Origin of the sequence: Nostocoides australiense Ben110, from assembly GCF_001050535.1 — a bacterium.
Taxonomy (GTDB): Bacteria; Actinomycetota; Actinomycetes; order Actinomycetales; family Dermatophilaceae; genus Nostocoides_A; species Nostocoides_A australiense.
Genome location: NZ_HG764815.1, coordinates 2,072,279 through 2,089,724, shown reverse-complemented (window position 1 = coordinate 2,089,724; position 17,446 = coordinate 2,072,279). Strand labels below are relative to the sequence as shown.

The following is a 17,446-nucleotide window of genomic DNA, read 5'->3' as shown; positions in this document are numbered from 1 at the left end:
GGGGACTTCCAACTGGCCGTTGACAGCGGTCGCAGCCATTCCTACCCCGCACGTGCGAGCGCGGCTGGCCGCCGCCGGCCGGTGCCCGCAGCCGGAGCGTGCTCTGCTCGAGGCGCTGATCGATCCTGCCCATCCCTATATCCCCGACTTCCTGTCGCCCGTCTGCGAGCACCCGGTGTCGGGGATCGAGGAGGTCGCCGACGCGATCGCGAACACGCCGGAGTCGATCGTCGACTATCACGTGGACATCTGCTTTCGGGACCGGCCCGTGCGCCCGCACGTGCAGGTGACCATCGGCACCCCCAGCGAGTACAACGCCTGGCGGCGGCCGATGCCCCACGCTGTCGCCGCCCTGCTCGAGCGTGGCCCACGCCATGTCGCCGAGCAGGCCGCGGCCGCTGTGCGCGTGTGGTTCGACACGGTCCTCGCCGATGAGTGGCCGGCCACCCTCGGCGTCCTGCAAGCCGACATGGCTTATCGCGCAGAGCAATTGGCGACCCGGGGGGCCGCGGGTCTGGTCGCGGATCTCGGCGAGGGGTTGTCCTGGGCCGACGGTGCCGTCTGCGTCGAGTCCACCTTCGCGGTCGATGTCGACTGGGCCCGCGACGGCATGATCCTCACGCCGTCCACCGTGCTCACCGGCCGCCCGGCCGTCGTCGCCGAGGAGCCCGATCCGCCGCAGTTGATCTATCCGGCACGAGGCGTCGGGGCGTTGTGGTCGACGTCTTGTGCGGACCACACCTCCGCGACCGCCGACCTCCCCGGCACGACGCGAGCTGCGATCCTCGCGAACCTCGTGGCTCCGCGCACGACTCAGGACCTGGCGCGGCAGCTGGACCGGGCACCCGCCACCGTGTCCTTCCACCTCGGCATCCTCCATCGGGGTGGCCTGGTCCGGCGCTGGCGCTCCGGATCGCGGGTCTGGTACGAAGCGACCGACCTGGCCGCCCAGTTGCTCGGGTGAGGCTCAGCCCGTGAGCGATGTGCCGGCAGCCGACCGGTCCGCCCTGGCAGAGTGTCGGTGACGGCGCGAGGCGCCGCGCACCCAAGGAGTGGAGCCCCATCATGTCCGTGACCTGGCATGGCACCTACGACCTCGTCGTCGCCGGCACCGGCGCGGCCGCCTTCGCCGCGGCCGTCACGGCGGCCGACGAGGGTATGACCGTCCTCATGCTCGAGAGCACCGATCGTTGGGGTGGCAGCACAGCCATGTCGGGCGGCGGGCTGTGGCTGCCCAACAACCCTCTGATGCAACGGGATCGGGCTGGTGACTCACGGGAGGAGGCGCTGACGTACCTCGACGCAACCGTCGGCGATGCCGGCCCGGGCGCGAGCCGGCATCGCAAGGAAGCCTTCGTCGACGGCGTCGGCAGCTTCGTCAGCCTGGCCGAACGGCTGGGTATGCGGTTCGCTCGCGCGGCGGCGTACCCGGACTACTACCCCGAGCGTCCGAGCGGCAAGATCGGCCGGGCGATCGAGCACGAACCCTTCGACCGGCGCCGCATCGGTCAGTGGTGGGCGAGTTCGCGCGGTCAGGACGGCGTGCCGCTCCCGGTGAAGACGGACGACTTCTGGCTGCTGTCGCGGGCCTGGTCGAGCCCGGACGGTATGACGCGTGGTGCCCGCGTCGTCGCCCGCATCGCGGGATCGGCGGCTCGAGGACACAAGAAGGTCGGGATGGGTGCGGCGTTGGCGTGCTCCTTCCTGGAGATCGCCATTGCCCAAGGGACGCCGGTCTGGCTCTCGAGCCCGGTGCAGGACTTGATCGTCGAGGATGACCGGGTCGTCGGGGTGCGAACCATCAAGGACGGCAAGGAGATTCACGTGCGGGCCACGCGCGGGGTCGTCCTCGGTGCCGGCGGTTTCGACCACAACGCCGAACTGCGCCGGCGTTATCAAGGCGTCGACGGGACGGCCAGTTCGGGCTCGTCCGGCAATGTCGGCTCCACGATCGCGCTGGCCGAACGGGTCGGCGCCGCGCTCGATCTGATGGATGACGCCTGGTGGGGCGGATCGATCCCGCCGAGCGGCCCGGACAAGAGCGCCGCCTTCCTCGTGAGCGAACGGTCCATGCCGCACTCGATCATCGTCGACGGCGCCGGACGGCGCTTTGCCAACGAATCGGAGTCCTATGTCGACCTCGGGCACCACATGCTCGAACACTCCCGCGAGGTGACCGGTCGCTATTGGATGATCACCGACGCCCGGCATGCCCGGAAGTACCTGCGCTCCTACGCCCTTGACCCGCGTGAGAACAAGGCTCGGTCCGCTGCCGGGATTGCCCACTCTGCCCATACAATTCACGATCTGGCTGATCTGACCGGCCTGGACCCGACCGCGCTGGCCGAGACTGTCGAACGCTTCAACGCCAACGCCCGAACCGGGATCGATCACGACTTCGGGCGCGGCAACTCGGCATACGACCGCTATTACGGCGACCCGCTCAGCAGTCCCAACCCCAACCTCGGCACGATCGAGAAGGCGCCCTTCGCCGCCGTCGAGATCGTCGCCGGAGACCTCGGGACCAAGGGCGGCATCGTGACCGATGGGCACGCGCGAGCTCTCCGCGCCAACGGCACGGTCATCGAGGGCCTTTACGCCGCCGGCAACTGCTCCGCGTCCGTCATGGGACGCACCTACCCCGGCCCCGGCTCGACCCTCGGCCCGGCCGCGGTGTTCGGCCACCTCGCCGCCCGGCATGCCGCCGCGCAGGGCTGGGCGCCCGACGACACCCAGGACGTCGACCGCTCCCGGGTCGAGTAGGTGATGGAGGACGTCGTCGCGCTGCTCGGCCCGATCCGCGAAGAGGATGGCCTCCCTGCTCGGCAACTAGAGAGAGGTCACAGCCGTAGCCGGGTGAGGTGGGGCGATCCACGTGCGAGAGTGGCGGCATACGACCGTCTGTCCCGACAAGGAGTTCGTCATGCCCGAAGCCGTCATCGTCTCCGTCGCCCGCAGCCCCATCGGGCGCGCCATGAAGGGTTCGCTCGTCGACATGCGTCCGGACGACCTGACCGTCTCGATGGTGCGGGCCGCCTTGGCCAAGGTTCCCGAACTCGACCCGGCGACCATCGACGACCTGATCCTCGGGTGTGGCTCGCCCGCAGGCGAGGGCGGGTTCAACATGGCGCGGGCAGTGGCGGTGCTTGCCGGATATGACGCCATCCCCGGCGTGACGATCAACCGTTACTGCTCCTCGAGCCTGCAGACGACGCGGATGGCCTTCCACGCCATCAAGGCGGGTGAGGGGCATGCCTTCATCTCCGCCGGCGTCGAGACGGTCAGCCGCTATCCCTCGGGCGCCGCGGACATGATGCCGGGCACCCACAATCCGCTGGTTGCCGACGCGGAGGCCCGGACCGCCGCCCGGTCCCAGGGCGGGGCCGAGGTATGGAGTGACCCGCGTGAGGCGGGGCTCCTGCCGGACATCTACATCACCATGGGACAGACGGCCGAGAACGTCGCCCAGATCACGGGCATCACCCGCGCCGAGCAGGACGAGTTCGGGGTCCGCAGCCAGAATCTCGCCGAGCAGGGCATCGCAAACGGCTTCTGGGCCAAGGACATCGTGCCGGTCACGCTGCCCTCGGGTGACGTTGTGGCGACCGATGACGGCCCGCGTCCCGGCACCACGCTGGAGGCGGTCTCGCAACTGAAGCCGGTCTTCCGGCCGGACGGCACCATCACCGCCGGCAACGCCTGCCCTCTCAACGACGGCGCGGCCGCCGTGATCGTCATGAGCGACACCCGGGCCAAGGAGCTGGGGCTGACGCCGCTGGCCCGTATCGTCGCCACCGGCGTCTCCGGCCTGTCCCCGGAGATCATGGGGCTGGGGCCGATCGAGGCCACCCGCCGCGCGCTCGCGATCGCCGGCATGACTATCGACGACATCGACCTGGCCGAGATCAACGAGGCCTTCGCTGTGCAGGTGCTCGGCTCGGCCCGCGAACTGGGCATCCCCATGGACAAGCTCAATGTCAACGGCGGCGCCATCGCCATCGGCCACCCCTTCGGCATGACAGGTGCCCGCATCACCTCGACCCTGGTCAACTCGCTTGCCTTCCACGACAAGCAGATCGGCCTGGAGACGATGTGCGTCGGCGGCGGTCAGGGCATGGCGATGATCATCGAGCGGCTGAGCTGAGACGCCGGGGGCCGGACGCGGAACCTCTGCTAGTGGCGTGCGCCATAAATTCGTTGGGTAAGTTGTAGGCTTGGGTATGGCGCGAACTGGACGTCCCAAGGCAGTGCTGGAACTGAGCGAGCAAGAGCGGGAGCAGTTGACCCGCTGGGCCCGGCGGGCGAAGACGTCGCAGGCGTTGGCGTTGCGCTCCAAGATCATCCTGGCGTGCGCGACGGGGTCGACGAATGCGTCGGTTTCTGCGCAGTTGGGGTGCACGGCGACGACAGTGGGCAAGTGGCGGGCGCGGTTCGTGGCCGATCGACTGGATGGGTTGTTCGATGAACCGCGCTCGGGTCGGCCGGCGACGGTGACCGATCAGCAGGTCGAGGATCTCGTGGTGGCCACCTTGGAATCGGTCCCGGACAATGCCACGCACTGGACCCGCTCGAAGATGGCGAGACGCTCGGAACTCTCAGCCTCGACAGTCGGGCGGATCTGGCGAGCGTTCGGGCTGCAGCCGCACCGCACCGAGACCTTCAAACTGTCTACCGACCCGCTGTTCGTGGAGAAGGCCTATGACATCGGACCTGGAACACCGACCCCAAACCCTTCATCTGGACCAAAACCGCCGAAGACATCCTCAAATCCCTCGGAAGACTTCTCATTTGAACTTCCGGCGCGGGACACTAGCAGAGGCTATTTGGTCCTGGCGGCCTGGATGTGCTTGCCGCACAGGCCTATTCGGGCGCGATCGTCGAGGTGTCGATGACGAAGCGGTAGCGCACCTTGGAGGCGACGACGCGGTCGTATGCGGCGTCGACCTCGTCGGCCGAAATCGTCTCGACCGTCGGGGCGATGTCGTGCTCGGCGCAGAAGTCGAGCATCTCCTGGGTGATCGGGATGCCGCCGATGTTCGACCCGGTGAGCACCTTGTCGCCCATGATGAGCGAGAACACCTGGAAGTTCTGCGGCTTCTCGGGCAGCCCGACGAGCACGAGCGCGCCGAAGGGCTTGACCATGCCGAGGTACTTGTCCAGCGGCAGGTCGGCGCTGACGGTGCAGACGATCAGGTCGAAGCTGTTGCGCAGTTCCTTGAAGACGCTGCCGTCCTCCGTCGCCCGATAGTCGACGGCGCCGAACGCTCGCCCGTCCTCCTCCTTCGACATCGTCTGGGAGATGACGGTCACGTCGGCGCCCATGGCGGCGGCGATCTTGACCCCCATGTGCCCCAGGCCGCCCATCCCGACGATGGCGACCTTCTTGCCCGGCCCGGCACCCCAGCGCTTCAGCGGGGTATAGAGCGTGATGCCGGCGCACAACAGCGGGGCCGCGACCTCGAGCGAGATCGCGTCGGGGATGCGCAGCACGAACCGCTCGGTGACGATGATCTGCTGGCTGTAGCCGCCCTGGGCGATCTCGCCGTCGTAGTTCTTGGAGTTGTAGGTGCCGACGGCGCCTTTCTCGCAGAAGTTCTCGCTGCCCTTGACGCAGTAGTCGCACTCGCCGCACGAGTCGACGAGGCAGCCGACGCCGACGTGGTCGCCGACCTTGAACTTCGTGACCTCGGAACCGATCTCGCTGACCACCCCGGCGATCTCGTGCCCGGTGACGATGGGGAAGATGCACGGTCCCCACTCCTCGCGCACCGTGTGGATGTCGCTGTGGCAGATGCCGGCGTACGCGATGTCGATGCGGACATCGTCCGGGCGCAGGTCGCGCCGTTCGACCAGCCCCTGGCGGAACGGGGCGTCGGCGGAGTCTTTGAGGATGGCGGGAACCTGGGTCGTCATACCCTCCAACCTACGCGACTCACAGACGGGTGAGGATGTCCTTGGCCACGGCCCGGTAGGCCTGCGCCCCCTTGGACGTGCGCGAGGTCTCGAGAATGGACCGTCCGACGGCGGGCGCCTCGGCGAAGCGGACCGTGCGCGGGATGGGCGGCGCGAGCACGGGTATGCCGTAGCGCTCCCCCACGTCGGCGAGCACGTCCTGCTGGTGGGTACTGCGCCCGTCGTACATCGTCGGCAGCACGCCCACGACGTCGAGCTTCTTGTTGAGGATGCGCTTGACGTCGCGCACCGTATCGAGCAGCTGCCCCACGCCGCGGTGGCCGAGCATCTCGCAGGGCATCGGGACGATCAGGCCGCGGGCGGCGGTGAGGGCGTTGAGCGTCAGCACCCCGAGGCTGGGGCTGCAGTCGAGCAGGATCAGGTCGTATGCCGTCGCCACCGGCGCGAGGAGTTCCTGCAGGATGTATTCGCGCCCGGGCCGGCCGAGGAGGACCGACTCGGTGCCGGCGAGTTCGATGGAGCTGGGGATCAGGTCGACGCCGTCGCCGCACTCGAAGATGACGTCGGCGAGCGGCACCGCGCCGGTCAGGGCGTCGTGCACCGACGCCTCGACCTGGTCCGGGTCGATGCCCAGGCTGAACGTCAGGCAGGCCTGCGGGTCGAGGTCGACGAGCAGCACCCGCTTGCCCAGTTCGGCGAAGGCGGCGCCGAGCGAGGCGACAGACGTCGTCTTGGCGACGCCGCCCTTCTGATTGGCGACGGCCAGGATGGTCGCGCCCTTGGCGCGGCTACGGGGCGGCATATCCCCAAGTCTCGCAGCGGCATACGGCTGCGCGGGGCAGGGACACGGCATCCCGGGGATGTCGTAGGCGTGATCCGGCCCACCACGGGGCGGGGGTATGCCGCGCGATCAGGCCCCACGTCGCCCCGCCTCGGCGAGCGCGAATCGGCGCATCAGGTCGGCCGCCGGCAGCAGCCGGCGCTCGCTGAGCCAGGCGATCCCGACCTCGCGCCTGGCGTCGTTGTCCCGCAACGGAATCAGGCGCACCGGGCCGAGTTCGGTCGGCACGGAGCGGCCCAGTGCCGACACGACGCCGACGCCGAGCCCGGCGGCGACGAACCCGCGCACGGTCGGCAGATCGTCCACTTCGAAGGCGATGTCGGGCTCGAAACCCGCTGCGGCACAAAGCTGCAAGACCTGCGCGCGCATCTCCGACGGCGCCCGGCGGATGATGAACGGCTCCCGCGCGACATGGGCGAGCTCGGTCTCCTCGGCGCCGGCGAGGCGGTGGTCGAGCGGCACGGCGAGCAGCAGGGGCTCGATCGCGACCTGACGCCACTCCACACCGGGCCCGGACACCCGGCCGGTCGTGATCTCCAGGTCCACCTCCCGCGTCGCCAGGAGGCGCGAGATGGCGCCGACCGCGCCGACGGACGAGCGCGCCACGCGCACCCGCACCCCGGGATGAGCGGCCCGGAAGTCGCGGATCAGCCCGGGCACGAACCACGTGCCGAGGCTGAGCGGGTAGGCCAGGGTGACGATGCCGGTGCCGGGATCGAGGAGTTGTTCGACGGCGGCGACGGCGTCGTCGTACTGCGCCATCATCGCGTCGAGGTGCGCCTTGAAGACCGCGCCGGCGGCGGTCAGGCGCAGCACCCGGCCGGACCGGCGCAGCAATGGGGCCCCCAGTTCCTCCTCGAGTCGCGCGAGGGCACGCGAGACGCCGGGCTGGCTCACGGCATACGTCTCGGCCACCTCGGTGACCGTCATCCCGTCGGCGACATGCTGAAACCAGCGCAGCGTCTCGGTCTCCATGACCAATGACGTTAGCGCATGGGTTCTATGCATGCGAGCTATTGGACGCATTAATTGAAAGGGCGCACAATTGAGGACATGAGCATCAAGAACATCCGGATCAGCCTCCGGCACCACCGTGCGGCCGTGTCGGCCCGTCAGGACATGCTGCGCCAGCTGTCCGTCTACACCACGCCCGCGGAGATCGAGGAAATGCTGGCCGCCGTCGACGGCCAGGACAGCCCCGACGCCGACCTCATGCGCGAGGTGCTCGGCGACAAGCTCGCCCGCGCCTACCGCGACTCCGCCCGCCCCGCCTTCGGGATGCACGTCGCCGCCTGATCGGCGTCCGTCCCCACTCCCCCGACATCGCACCGCGCCCGACCTGGGCCGGTGCGTTTGTCATGTGTCAGCGCATAGGGTGATCGCATGTCCACTCGGGTGTATATCGCGTCCGGGGAGGCGCATTCCGGCAAGTCCGCCATCGCCATGGGATTGGTCTCGGCGCTGGCCCGCCATGCCGGCCGGGTGGGGATCTTCCGCCCCGTCGTGACCGATCCCGAGGCCGATCCGGTCCTGACCCTCCTCGCCTCCCGGCTCGAACGGCCGATCGACCTGCGCGCGGCGTCCGGCGTGATGCTTCAGGATCTGCACGACGACCGCGATGCTGCCATGGCGGAGGTCGTCGCACGCTTCCACGCGGCGGCGGCCGACACCGACACGATGGTCATCGTCGGGTCCGACTACAGCGGAGTGCCCGCCCCCACCGAGTTCGCCGCGAACGCCTCTCTCGCAGCGCATCTCGACGCCCCGATGATCCTCGTGGTCAATGGTGCCGGGCGCACGCCCGAGCAGATCGCCCTCGCGGCGGAGCTGATGGCCGAGGGCGCGCACGCCCGGCATGCCCAGGTGCTGGCCGTCATCGTCAACCGCGTCGACGGCCCGGCCGAGGCGATCGTCGCCGCGACCCAGCAGGCGACCCGCGGCATACCGACCTACACCGTCCCCAACGTCCCGATCCTCGACGCGCCGACCGTCCGCGAGCTCATGGGCGCGGTCAACGGGGAACTGCTCTCCGGCGATCCCGCCCGGCTCGACAACGAGTCGCTCGGATTCGTGGTGGCGGCGATGACCATGCCGCACGTGCTCGACCGGCTGTTGCCGGCCGGAGCCGTGATCACCCCCGGCGACCGCGAGGACGTCCTGCTCGGCGTGCTGCTGGCCGACCGCGGCAAGACCTTCCCGAGCCCGTCCGCCGTCTTCCTCAACGGTGGTTTTACGCCGAGTCCCCAAGTGCAGCAGTTGATCTCGGGTATCGACTCGAGCCTGCCCGTCATCTCCTGCGCGGGCGGGACGCTGGCCACGACCGCGGCGCTGACCGGGGTCAAGGGCTCGCTCAACCCCGCCTCGGTGCGCAAGATCGCGGCGGCCGAGAAGGTCCTCGCGGAGAGCATCGACACCGACGCACTCCTCGAGCGCCTCGGGGCCGCATCGCCCGGCGCGGTCACGCCGCTGATGTTCGAGCAGAACCTGCTCACCCAGGCCCGGAAGGCCGGCAGACATATCGTCCTGCCCGAGGGGGATGACGACCGGATCCTCGAGGCTGCCGCGCTCATCCTCGAGCGGCAGGCGGCCCGGCTGACCATCCTCGGTGATCCCGCCCAGATCGCCGCTCGCGCGCACGCTCTCGATCTCGACCTGACCGGTGCGCGCCTGTTGTCGACCACCCAGGAGCCCAATCTCGAACGCTACGCGCAGGAGTACGCGCGCCTGCGTGCCCACAAGGGCGTCTCGATCGACATCGCCCGCGACCGGGTCATCGACGGCGCCTATTTCGGCACCATGATGGTGTTGCTCGGCGAGGCCGACGGCATGGTCTCCGGCGCCAACCACACCACCGCGCACACGATCCGCCCGGCGCTCGAAGTGGTCAAGACCGTGCCCGGTGTCTCGGTCGTCTCGAGTGTCTTCTTCATGTGCCTGGCCGATCGCGTGCTGGTCTACGGCGACTGCGCCGTCAACCCCGACCCGACGGCCGAGCAACTCGCCGACATCGCGGTCTCCTCCGCCGCGACCGCGCGCCAGTTCGGCATCGAACCCCGCGTGGCGATGCTCTCTTACAGCACCGGCGGGTCCGGCAGCGGCCTCGACGTGGAGAAGGTGCGAACCGCAACTGACCTTGTGCGACAACGCGATCCGGAGCTGGCTGTCGAGGGGCCCATCCAGTATGACGCCGCCGTCGACCCCGACGTGGCGGCGACCAAGCTGTCCGGCAGCAAGGTCGCCGGGCAGGCCACCGTGTTCATCTTCCCCGACCTCAACACCGGCAACAACACCTACAAGGCCGTCCAGCGCTCGGCCCACGCCGTCGCCGTCGGTCCGGTGCTCCAAGGATTGAATCGCCCGGTCAACGACCTCTCCCGCGGGGCGCTCGTGCGCGACATCGTCAACACGATCGCCATCACCGCGATCCAGGCAGGAGCTTGAGCCATGACCTCCCCCGACGGCCGCGTCCTCGTCGTCAACGCCGGCTCCTCTTCCGTGAAATACCAACTGCTCCAGTCCGATTCGGGCGAGGTCCTGGCCAAGGGGCTGATCGAGCAGATCGGCGAATCCAGTGGCGGCAAGCACCGGCATACGGTCGCCGGCACCGACAACACCCGCACCGGCGAAATCGGCGACATGACAACCGCCCTCGCGTCGATGGCTGCGGCTTTCGCCGACTTCGGGCCGGACCTGGACGCCGAGCCGCCCATGGCGGTGGGGGGGGGCGTGGTCCATGGCGGCACCCGCTTCAGCGCGACGACCCGCATCACCGCAGCGACGACGGACGCCATCCGCGACCTGATTCCTCTTGCGCCACTGCACAATCCGGCAAACCTCGCCGGCATCGAGGCCGCGCTGGCGCAGTTCCCCGACGTGCCGCAGTTCGCCGTCTTCGACACGGCGTTCCACTCGACCCTGCCGGCGGCGGCATACACCTACGCGGTGCCGAAGGTGTGGCGGGAGGACTATCACGTGCGCCGCTACGGCTTCCACGGCACCTCGCATCACTATGTCTCAGCACGGGTTTCGGCGCTGATGGGCCGCGCCGACCTCGCCACGATCGTGCTGCATCTGGGCAACGGGTGCAGCGCGTGCGCCGTGCTCGACGGCGAGAGCGTCGAGACCTCGATGGGCATGACGCCGCTCGAGGGGCTGGTCATGGGCACGCGCTGCGGCGACATCGACCCCGCCGTGCCCTTCCACCTCGCCCGCACCGAGGGCCTGGACGTCGACCAGCTCGACACCGCGCTCAACAAGCAGAGCGGCCTGCTCGGGCTGACCGGTGACAACGACTTCCGCACCATCGCCGAACGCGCCGCCGCCGGTGACCGCGAGGCGCAAGCCGCCATCGACGTCGTCGTCCACCGGCTCGTCAAATACGTGGGTGCGTATGCCGCGGTGCTCGGCCGGCTCGACGCGATCGCCTTCGCGGGTGGCATCGGAGAGCACAATGCGGCCCTGCGAGCCGCGGTGCTGGGCCGCCTCGGCATCCTCGGGGTCGAGGTCGACGCGGCGGCCAACGAGGGCGCCGACGCGGAGGCGCTGCTGACGACGCCGGCCAGCCGGGTCGCGGCCTTCGTCATCCCCACCAACGAGGAGTTGCAGATCGCCCGCGAGTGCCTGGAGCACCTGGAGAGGCCGTGACCCGCAACACCTGGTCGGGTCAGCGCCTGCCCCATCCCCCGGGGCGGCGCCGGTTCGTCGGGGACATCGAGCGCGAGGCCGACCCGAACACCCCGGTGCAGAACCTCATGCGCCGGGTGCACGGGCTGCCGGAACTGCTGGAGTTCAAGGCTTTTCGTGAGAAGTTCGTCTTTGCGTTGAGCGCGCGCGTGTGCGCCCAGGTCGCGGACGACGTGCACTTCGACAAGGCGCTGGCACCCGCCGTGCTCGCACTACGCCGCTTCAGCGGCGACGCCCTGTTCACCGCCTTCACTCACGAACCGGCCTGGGGGGTCGCCCACGACCTGCTCGTCCCCGCGTTCACCAAACCCGCGATGCGCGGCTATCACGACACGATGAACGCCGTCGCCGACGATCTCGTCGCACGGTGGGCCGCGAGCACCACGCCCGTCGACGTCGCCGACGACCTGACCCGGATGACGCTGGAGACCATCGGGCGCACGGCGTTCGGCCATTCCTTCGGCACCTTCGCCCACCAGGAGCGCGACCCCTACGTCGCGGCCATGGTCACCCTGCTCTCCGACTCCGGCCAGGCAGCAGGGTTGAGCACTCTGCCACTCGGCCAACTGATCACCCGCCGGCCCTCGAGACGGGCGCGGGCGGCATACGCGACGCAGGTCGAGATCACCGAGGACATCATCGAGACGCGGTTGGCCGGCGGCGGGCAGCACGGTGGCGGGCAGCAACGTGGCGGCGAGGACCTGCTCGGGCGGATGCTCTTTCATGCACATGCCGAGTCCGGAGCCCAGCTCGACCGGCGCAATGTCATCAACCAGGTGCTGACCTTCCTCACCGCCGGTCACGAAACCACCTCGGGGGCAGTGTCATTCGCCTTGTGGTACCTCGCCAACGACGATCGGGTGCGGGCCGCGGCCCAAGCGGAGACGGACGACCTGCTCGGGCCGGACCCGCAGTCCACGCCGACGTTCGAGATGGTCCCCAAGTTCCGCTACGTGCGCCGCGTGCTCGACGAGGCGCTGCGGCTCTGGCCGACTGCGCCCGCCATCGGACGCAGCCCGCGTGCGGTGACCACGGTCGCCGGCTGGACGATGACCCCGCAGGACTGGCTGCTGGTCTTCATCCCGGCCGTGCATCGCGATCCGGCTGTCTGGGGACCGGACCCCGACCGCTTCGACCCCGACAACTTCCTGCCCGAGCGGGTGCGCGCCCGGCCGGCATACAGTTACCTGCCCTTCGGTGTCGGCACCCGGGCGTGCATCGGCCGGCAGTTCGCCCTGCACGAGGCGGTGCTGGTCCTCGCGCGGCTGCTGCACCGCTTCGAATTCGCTGCCGACCCGGCATACGACCTGCGCGTCACCGAGCGACTGACGTTGATGCCCAAGGGTTTTCGGCTGACGATCCGCGAGCGGAGCCTGGTGGCCTGACGACTTCGCGGGATGTATGGGTCCTCGGGGTGCCCGCGAAGTATCGGAGCGACGAAGGAGCGGAGAACTTCGTGGGGTTTAGGAGAAAACGACGGTGCGGTCGCCGGCGAGCAGGACCCGCGATTCGCAGTGCCAGCGCAGGGCGTGGGCGAGCACGCGTTCCTCGCACTCCTCCCCGGCGCGCACGAGGTCTTCGGGCGTCATCCGGTGGTCGACCCGGATCGCGTCCTGCTCGATGATCGGTCCCTCGTCGAGGTCGGCGGTCACATAGTGGGCGGTCGCGCCGACGAGTTTCACGCCGCGTTCGTAGGCCTGGTGATAGGGCTTGGCGCCCTTGAAGCTGGGCAGGAACGAGTGGTGAATGTTGATGATCCGGCCAGACATCCGCGCGGTCAACTCGTCGGAGAGGATCTGCATATAGCGGGCCAGGACGACCAGGTCGACGTCGAGTTCGTCGACGAGGGACAGCAGCCGCGACTCCGCCTCGGACTTGGTGTCCGGCGTGACCGGAATGTGGTAGTAGGCAACGCCATACGACGCCACGAGCGGTTCCAAGTCGGGGTGGTTGGACACGACGGCGGCGACGTCCATGTTGATCCCGCTGTTGCGCCAGCGGAAGAGCAGGTCGTTGAGGCAGTGCCCGAACTTCGACACCATGAGGATGGTCCGGTATGGCGCGTCGGCGCGCCGGAGCTGGAAGTCCATGTCGAACCGTTTGCCGACGGCGGCGACGGCGCCGTGCAGGTCGGCCTGCTCGATGGTCTCCCCCGCCACCGGCTCGACGAGCACGCGCATGAAGAAGCGGCCAGTGCGCGGGTCGTCGAACTGCTGACTCTCGAGGATGTTGGCTCCGAGATTGGCCAGCGTCGAGGCCACCGCGGCCACGATGCCGGGCCGGTCGGGGCAGGAGAGGGTCAGGACGAAGCGGGTGGGCACCGCTGGATAGTAACCCCAGACCGGGACGCCCATCCGTGGTGGGTGAACGCGTCCTAGGCTGCCCCCGGGCGATCGATCGAGGAGAGGGGCGGGTCGAGTGGACAGCAGGGAGATCGCGGTCGCGGCGTTCGCGGTGCCGGTGCTGCTCGCTGTCCTCGGGCTGTGGTGGTTCCGCCGGCGCCGCCGCGACGAGATCTTCGAGGGCGTCACCCCGGGTGAGCTGCCGGCCCTGGGGCAGCAGGTGACGCGCCGCCGGGTGCCGCGCGGCAGGCAGGAGTATGCCGGTCCGGTCGCCGTCCGGTTCAGCCCACCGGACGGATTGACTCCCGGGCTGGTCGGCACCGTGATCGACGGACAGGCGCACGTCATCGACGTCACCGCCACCATCATCGATCTCGCCGTCCGCGGCCACCTGCGGCTGGTGGCCGAAGCGGCCGACCCCGACACTCCTCCCCCGCCACCGCGGGGGCCGGCACCGAAACCTCCTGTCCGCCAGTCCGATCACGACTGGCGCCTCATACGACTGCCGGCGCCGGATGGCGATCGGCTGCTGCCGTTCGAGCACAAACTGCTGGACGCCGTGTTCCGGTACGGCCCCGAGGTCACGGTCCGGGAACTGAAGGCCCGTGGCTTCGACCTGACGATGCGCGAGGCGCAGATCGGGCTCTATCGCGAGGTCGTCGACCGGGGCTGGTACACCAAGCATCCCCGCGACCGGAACCGGCGGCTCGGCTGCCTGGGGTGGCTGCTGGTCGTCGCCGCCGTCCTGGCCGCGCTGGCCGGGATCACGGCCCGGCCCTGGGAGCCGGCACGCACGCCGATGCTGGCGTTGGGTGCGGGGCTGCTGTTCGCCGCGATCCTGCTCATCTGGGGTGGCCGCGGGCGCACCCCCCGCACCGCCGAAGGTACGGCCGCCCGGATCCAGGCGCTCGGCTTCCGCGAATACCTCACCAAGGCCGAGGCGAACCAGATCCGCTTCGAAGAGGCCCGCGACCTCTTCAGCCGCTATCTGCCATACGCCATGGTCTTCGGGGTCGCCGAGCGGTGGGCGCGCACCTTCGCCGACGTGGCCGCCGCGGCTCGGCTGCAGGGCGTGGGCGACGCCTTCTTCGACCTGACCTGGCTCGGCGGATTCGACGTGCTCGGCGACACGCTCGGCGCCGGCCTGCAGATCGCCGACGCCGTCGGCAGCGTCGCCGACTTCTCGGCGGGCATCGACATCCCGGACCTGGATCTCGCGGACGGTCTCGGCGGCATCGCCAGCAGCGTCGGCGATTTCGCCGACTCGGCCGGTGGATTGCTCGACTTCGGCGACGGTTGCTCCGGCTGCGACGGGTGCGACTTCGGCATCTAGCCCGTCCCGTCACCGCGGCCAGGTCTCAGTCCGGGGTCGAGCCGCCGGCCAGGAGGACGGCGGTGACGCCCGTGACGGCGAGGAGCAGCACCGGCACGCCGACGAGGGCGCCATTGCCGCGGATGACGCTGAAGGCGACCGGCACGAGCAGCGCGTTGAGCACCAGGGTGGCCATCCGTTGCCACTCCTGCCCGCGCAGCCAGGCCCGCGCCATCGAGGCGAGGATCGTCGCCCCCACGAGAAAGAGCCCGATCGAGGCCAGCGTGCGGCTCAGGCTGGACTCGGTCTCTTCGGCGATCCCCACGGCATACCCGGCCGCGAGGCCCACCAGCGCCAGCGCCTCCAGACCGACCACCGCGGCAGCCACCCGCGGCCATCGGCCGCGACTCGCCGGCGGACCGACACTCGAACGGTCCGGTTGCGCGGATGCGGCCTGGTTTGCCATGCCCCAAGCCTAATTATTGAATCGGGAACAAAAGATATGGCCCAAAGCATTGGCATATCGGCGGTCGGTCCCTGACAATGGTGAGTCGACCACCGAAACCACCGAGGGCCTCGCTGTGGCGCGCGCCGCAACCCGAGGGCCGCCCGCCGCTGGCCACTGACTAGGAGATCCACTTCATGGATTGGCGCGATCGCGCTGCGTGTCTGGACGAAGACCCCGAGCTCTTCTTCCCCATCGGCAACACTGGACCGGCAATCTTGCAGATCGAGGAGGCCAAGGCCGTATGCCGGCGGTGTGAGGTCATCGACACGTGCCTGAAGTGGGCCATCGAGTCCGGTCAGGACTCCGGAGTCTGGGGCGGGCTGTCCGAGGACGAGCGCCGCGCCCTCAAGCGCCGCAACGCCCGCGCCCGCCGCGCCGGCTGACGATCCCCCGCGGGCAAGCCCGCGGACCCGTGCTCAGGCACCCGTGCTCAGGCCGGGTCCAGGGGGCGCAGGCGAGCGAAGAAGCGCACCCGCGTGCCGTGCGGCTGGGCGTCCTCCCACCGGATCGCCCCACGCAGCCCTTGCACGAGAGAGTTGACGATCTGGGTCCCGAGGCCGGCCTTGCCGGGACGGAATCCGGCCGGGATCCCCGTGCCGTCGTCCTCGATCGCGACCTGCAGCACATCGCCGTCGCCCCCGTCCTCCTCGACCCGTTCCACCCGCAGGGTGACCGTGCCTCCGGTCTCGCGCAGGCCGTGCTCGACGGCGTTCTGGGTCAACTCGCTGATCACCAGCGCGAGCGACATGGCGTCCTCCGCCCGCAGCCGGCCGAACGACCCCTCGACCCGCGAGCCGATGGGCACATCGGTCGTCGCCACCTCGACGATGGCGTGCAGGCCCCGGCGGGCGATCTCGTCGAAATCGACGGTCTCGTCGAAGCCGTGTGAGAGCGTCTCGTGCACCAGCGCGATCGTGCCGACGCGCCGAACCGCCTCGTCGAGCGCCGATCGCCCGGCCCCGTCGGGCAGCCGCCGCGCCTGCAGGCGCAAGAGCGCCGCGACGGTCTGCAGGTTGTTCTTGACGCGGTGGTGGATCTCCCGGACCGTGGCTTCCTTGCTCAGCAGTTCGTGCTCGCGGCGCCGCAGGTCGGTGACGTCGCGCAGCAGCACGATGGCGCCGACCCGTTCGCCGCCCTCGGTCAGCGGTATGGCGCGCAGCGCCACCGATCCCGAGCGGGTGGTCGCGTCGGCGCGCCAGGCCGCCCGCCCCATCGTCACCATCGCGAGAGCCTCGTCGACCAGCGCCTGATCGCGCAGCACGTCGGCGAACACCGTCGCCAGCTGCTCCCCGATCACCTCGCCCGGATGCCCGAGGCGGTGGATGGCACTCATCGCGTTCGGACTGGCGTACAGCACGATGCCGTCCACGCCGAGGTGGATCACCCCATCGCTGACGCGGGGGGCGCCGCGCCGGCTGCCCGTCGGCGCGCTGGCGCCCGGCCACTCGCCGGCGGCGATCATCCGCACCAACGCGGCGGCGAGGCCTTGATAGCTGAGTTCGAGCCGGCTGGGGGTACGCAGCGCGGTGAGGTTGGTATGCCGCGTGAGGATCGCGATGGTCTGGTCGCCGTCGCGCAGGGGCACCGCCTCCTCTCGGATGGCGTGGTCGTTGTCGAGGATGGGGCCGCCGCGGCGCAGGATGGCCCCCTCGTCGAGGGCGCGCTCGAGCAGCCGGCTGCGGTCCCCGACGGCGTGCTGGCCGACGATGTCCTCGAAGAAGACCATCTGCCCGGTGTTCGGGCGCACGTGCGCCACCGCCCGCCAGTCGCCGGCGCGGGTGCGGACCCACAACACCAGGTCGGCGAAGGAGAGGTCGGAGAGCAACTGCCACTCGCCGAGCAGCACG

16 protein-coding genes are annotated in these 17,446 nt (G+C 69.8%); 10 read left to right on the top strand and 6 right to left on the bottom strand.

The window, feature by feature from the left end:
* The 4 genes from BN11_RS10015 to BN11_RS21825 all read left to right on the top strand — a co-directional run.
* Window positions 1-964 (top strand): ArsR/SmtB family transcription factor (locus tag BN11_RS10015; protein ID WP_235435432.1); only part of this gene is annotated, 964 nt, incomplete at its 5' end.
* A 101-nt stretch (window positions 965-1,065) separates the two neighbouring features.
* On the top strand, window positions 1,066-2,763 hold the full coding sequence (locus BN11_RS10010) for an FAD-binding protein (protein ID WP_048697214.1): 1,698 nt from the start codon (window positions 1,066-1,068) through the stop codon (window positions 2,761-2,763).
* Window positions 2,764-2,923: 160 nt separating this feature from the next.
* Window positions 2,924-4,144 carry an acetyl-CoA C-acetyltransferase gene (locus BN11_RS10005; RefSeq protein ID WP_048697212.1) on the top strand — a complete coding sequence of 407 codons (1,221 nt, stop codon included), beginning with the start codon at window positions 2,924-2,926 and terminating at the stop codon, window positions 4,142-4,144.
* Window positions 4,145-4,220: 76 nt separating this feature from the next.
* Window positions 4,221-4,892, top strand: coding sequence for a helix-turn-helix domain-containing protein (locus BN11_RS21825; RefSeq protein WP_083433669.1), 672 nt, complete (start codon window positions 4,221-4,223; stop codon window positions 4,890-4,892).
* On the opposite strand, the gene BN11_RS10000 is transcribed toward BN11_RS21825, so the two are convergent.
* The 3 genes from BN11_RS10000 to BN11_RS09990 all read right to left on the bottom strand — a co-directional run bounded on the left by BN11_RS10000 (window position 4,861) and on the right by BN11_RS09990 (window position 7,729).
* Window positions 4,861-5,913 (bottom strand): NAD(P)-dependent alcohol dehydrogenase, encoded by a 1,053-nt coding sequence (locus BN11_RS10000; protein ID WP_048697210.1) that lies wholly within the window; start codon window positions 5,911-5,913, stop codon window positions 4,861-4,863. The genes BN11_RS21825 and BN11_RS10000 overlap by 32 nt on opposite strands.
* Window positions 5,914-5,932: 19 nt before the next feature.
* Complete coding sequence (locus BN11_RS09995) at window positions 5,933-6,715, bottom strand: ParA family protein (RefSeq protein ID WP_048697208.1); 783 nt, start codon at window positions 6,713-6,715, stop codon at window positions 5,933-5,935.
* Between the two features lie 108 nt (window positions 6,716-6,823).
* Complete coding sequence (locus BN11_RS09990; protein WP_048697205.1) at window positions 6,824-7,729, bottom strand: LysR family transcriptional regulator; 906 nt, start codon at window positions 7,727-7,729, stop codon at window positions 6,824-6,826.
* Between the two features lie 78 nt (window positions 7,730-7,807).
* Here BN11_RS09990 and BN11_RS09985 point away from each other — a divergent pair, with 78 nt between their 5' ends.
* The 4 genes from BN11_RS09985 to BN11_RS09970 all read left to right on the top strand — a co-directional run bounded on the left by BN11_RS09985 (window position 7,808) and on the right by BN11_RS09970 (window position 12,822).
* Entirely contained in the window at window positions 7,808-8,050 is a 243-nt protein-coding gene (locus tag BN11_RS09985; RefSeq protein ID WP_048697203.1) for a hypothetical protein, read from the top strand.
* An 87-nt stretch (window positions 8,051-8,137) separates the two neighbouring features.
* Entirely contained in the window at window positions 8,138-10,195 is a 2,058-nt protein-coding gene (gene pta / locus BN11_RS09980; protein WP_048697201.1) for a phosphate acetyltransferase, read from the top strand.
* Window positions 10,196-10,198: 3 nt separating this feature from the next.
* Window positions 10,199-11,398: an acetate/propionate family kinase gene (locus BN11_RS09975; protein ID WP_048697199.1), complete on the top strand. Its 1,200-nt coding sequence runs from the start codon at window positions 10,199-10,201 to the stop codon at window positions 11,396-11,398.
* The gene (locus BN11_RS09970) at window positions 11,395-12,822 is read left to right on the top strand and encodes a cytochrome P450 (RefSeq protein WP_048697196.1); all 1,428 of its coding nucleotides are present in this window, start codon (window positions 11,395-11,397) and stop codon (window positions 12,820-12,822) included. The genes BN11_RS09975 and BN11_RS09970 overlap by 4 nt, the downstream gene beginning before the upstream one ends.
* 78 nt (window positions 12,823-12,900) lie before the next feature.
* On the opposite strand, the gene purU is transcribed toward BN11_RS09970, so the two are convergent.
* Window positions 12,901-13,791, bottom strand: coding sequence for a formyltetrahydrofolate deformylase (gene purU / locus BN11_RS09965; RefSeq protein ID WP_048697193.1), 891 nt, complete (start codon window positions 13,789-13,791; stop codon window positions 12,901-12,903).
* 64 nt (window positions 13,792-13,855) lie between these two features.
* Between purU and BN11_RS09960 the strand changes: the two genes are divergently transcribed.
* Complete coding sequence (locus BN11_RS09960; RefSeq protein WP_048697190.1) at window positions 13,856-15,112, top strand: DUF2207 domain-containing protein; 1,257 nt, start codon at window positions 13,856-13,858, stop codon at window positions 15,110-15,112.
* A gap of 25 nt (window positions 15,113-15,137) precedes the next feature.
* On the opposite strand, the gene BN11_RS09955 is transcribed toward BN11_RS09960, so the two are convergent.
* A complete protein-coding gene (locus BN11_RS09955) occupies window positions 15,138-15,479 on the bottom strand; it encodes a hypothetical protein (RefSeq protein WP_048697186.1) in 342 nt (113 codons plus the stop codon).
* Between the two features lie 254 nt (window positions 15,480-15,733).
* On the opposite strand from BN11_RS09955, the gene BN11_RS09950 reads away from it, so the two are divergent.
* On the top strand, window positions 15,734-15,982 hold the full coding sequence (locus tag BN11_RS09950; protein WP_048697184.1) for a WhiB family transcriptional regulator: 249 nt from the start codon (window positions 15,734-15,736) through the stop codon (window positions 15,980-15,982).
* A gap of 47 nt (window positions 15,983-16,029) precedes the next feature.
* On the opposite strand, the gene BN11_RS09945 is transcribed toward BN11_RS09950, so the two are convergent.
* A partial coding sequence (locus BN11_RS09945) for a sensor histidine kinase (protein ID WP_048697181.1) occupies window positions 16,030-17,446 on the bottom strand: 1,417 nt, incomplete at its 5' end.

Bases quoted from the DNA above. Each gene is read 5' to 3' on its own strand.
- BN11_RS10010 (WP_048697214.1), top strand. From the start codon at position 1,066: ATGTCCGTGACCTGGCATGGCACCTACGACCTCGTCGTCGCCGGCACC.
- BN11_RS10005 (WP_048697212.1), top strand. From the start codon at position 2,924: ATGCCCGAAGCCGTCATCGTCTCCGTCGCCCGCAGCCCCATCGGGCGC.
- BN11_RS21825 (WP_083433669.1), top strand. From the start codon at position 4,221: ATGGCGCGAACTGGACGTCCCAAGGCAGTGCTGGAACTGAGCGAGCAA.
- BN11_RS10000 (WP_048697210.1), bottom strand. From the start codon at position 5,913: ATGACGACCCAGGTTCCCGCCATCCTCAAAGACTCCGCCGACGCCCCG.
- BN11_RS09995 (WP_048697208.1), bottom strand. From the start codon at position 6,715: ATGCCGCCCCGTAGCCGCGCCAAGGGCGCGACCATCCTGGCCGTCGCC.
- BN11_RS09990 (WP_048697205.1), bottom strand. From the start codon at position 7,729: ATGGAGACCGAGACGCTGCGCTGGTTTCAGCATGTCGCCGACGGGATG.
- BN11_RS09985 (WP_048697203.1), top strand. From the start codon at position 7,808: ATGAGCATCAAGAACATCCGGATCAGCCTCCGGCACCACCGTGCGGCC.
- pta (WP_048697201.1), top strand. From the start codon at position 8,138: ATGTCCACTCGGGTGTATATCGCGTCCGGGGAGGCGCATTCCGGCAAG.
- BN11_RS09975 (WP_048697199.1), top strand. From the start codon at position 10,199: ATGACCTCCCCCGACGGCCGCGTCCTCGTCGTCAACGCCGGCTCCTCT.
- purU (WP_048697193.1), bottom strand. From the start codon at position 13,791: ATGGGCGTCCCGGTCTGGGGTTACTATCCAGCGGTGCCCACCCGCTTC.
- BN11_RS09950 (WP_048697184.1), top strand. From the start codon at position 15,734: ATGGATTGGCGCGATCGCGCTGCGTGTCTGGACGAAGACCCCGAGCTC.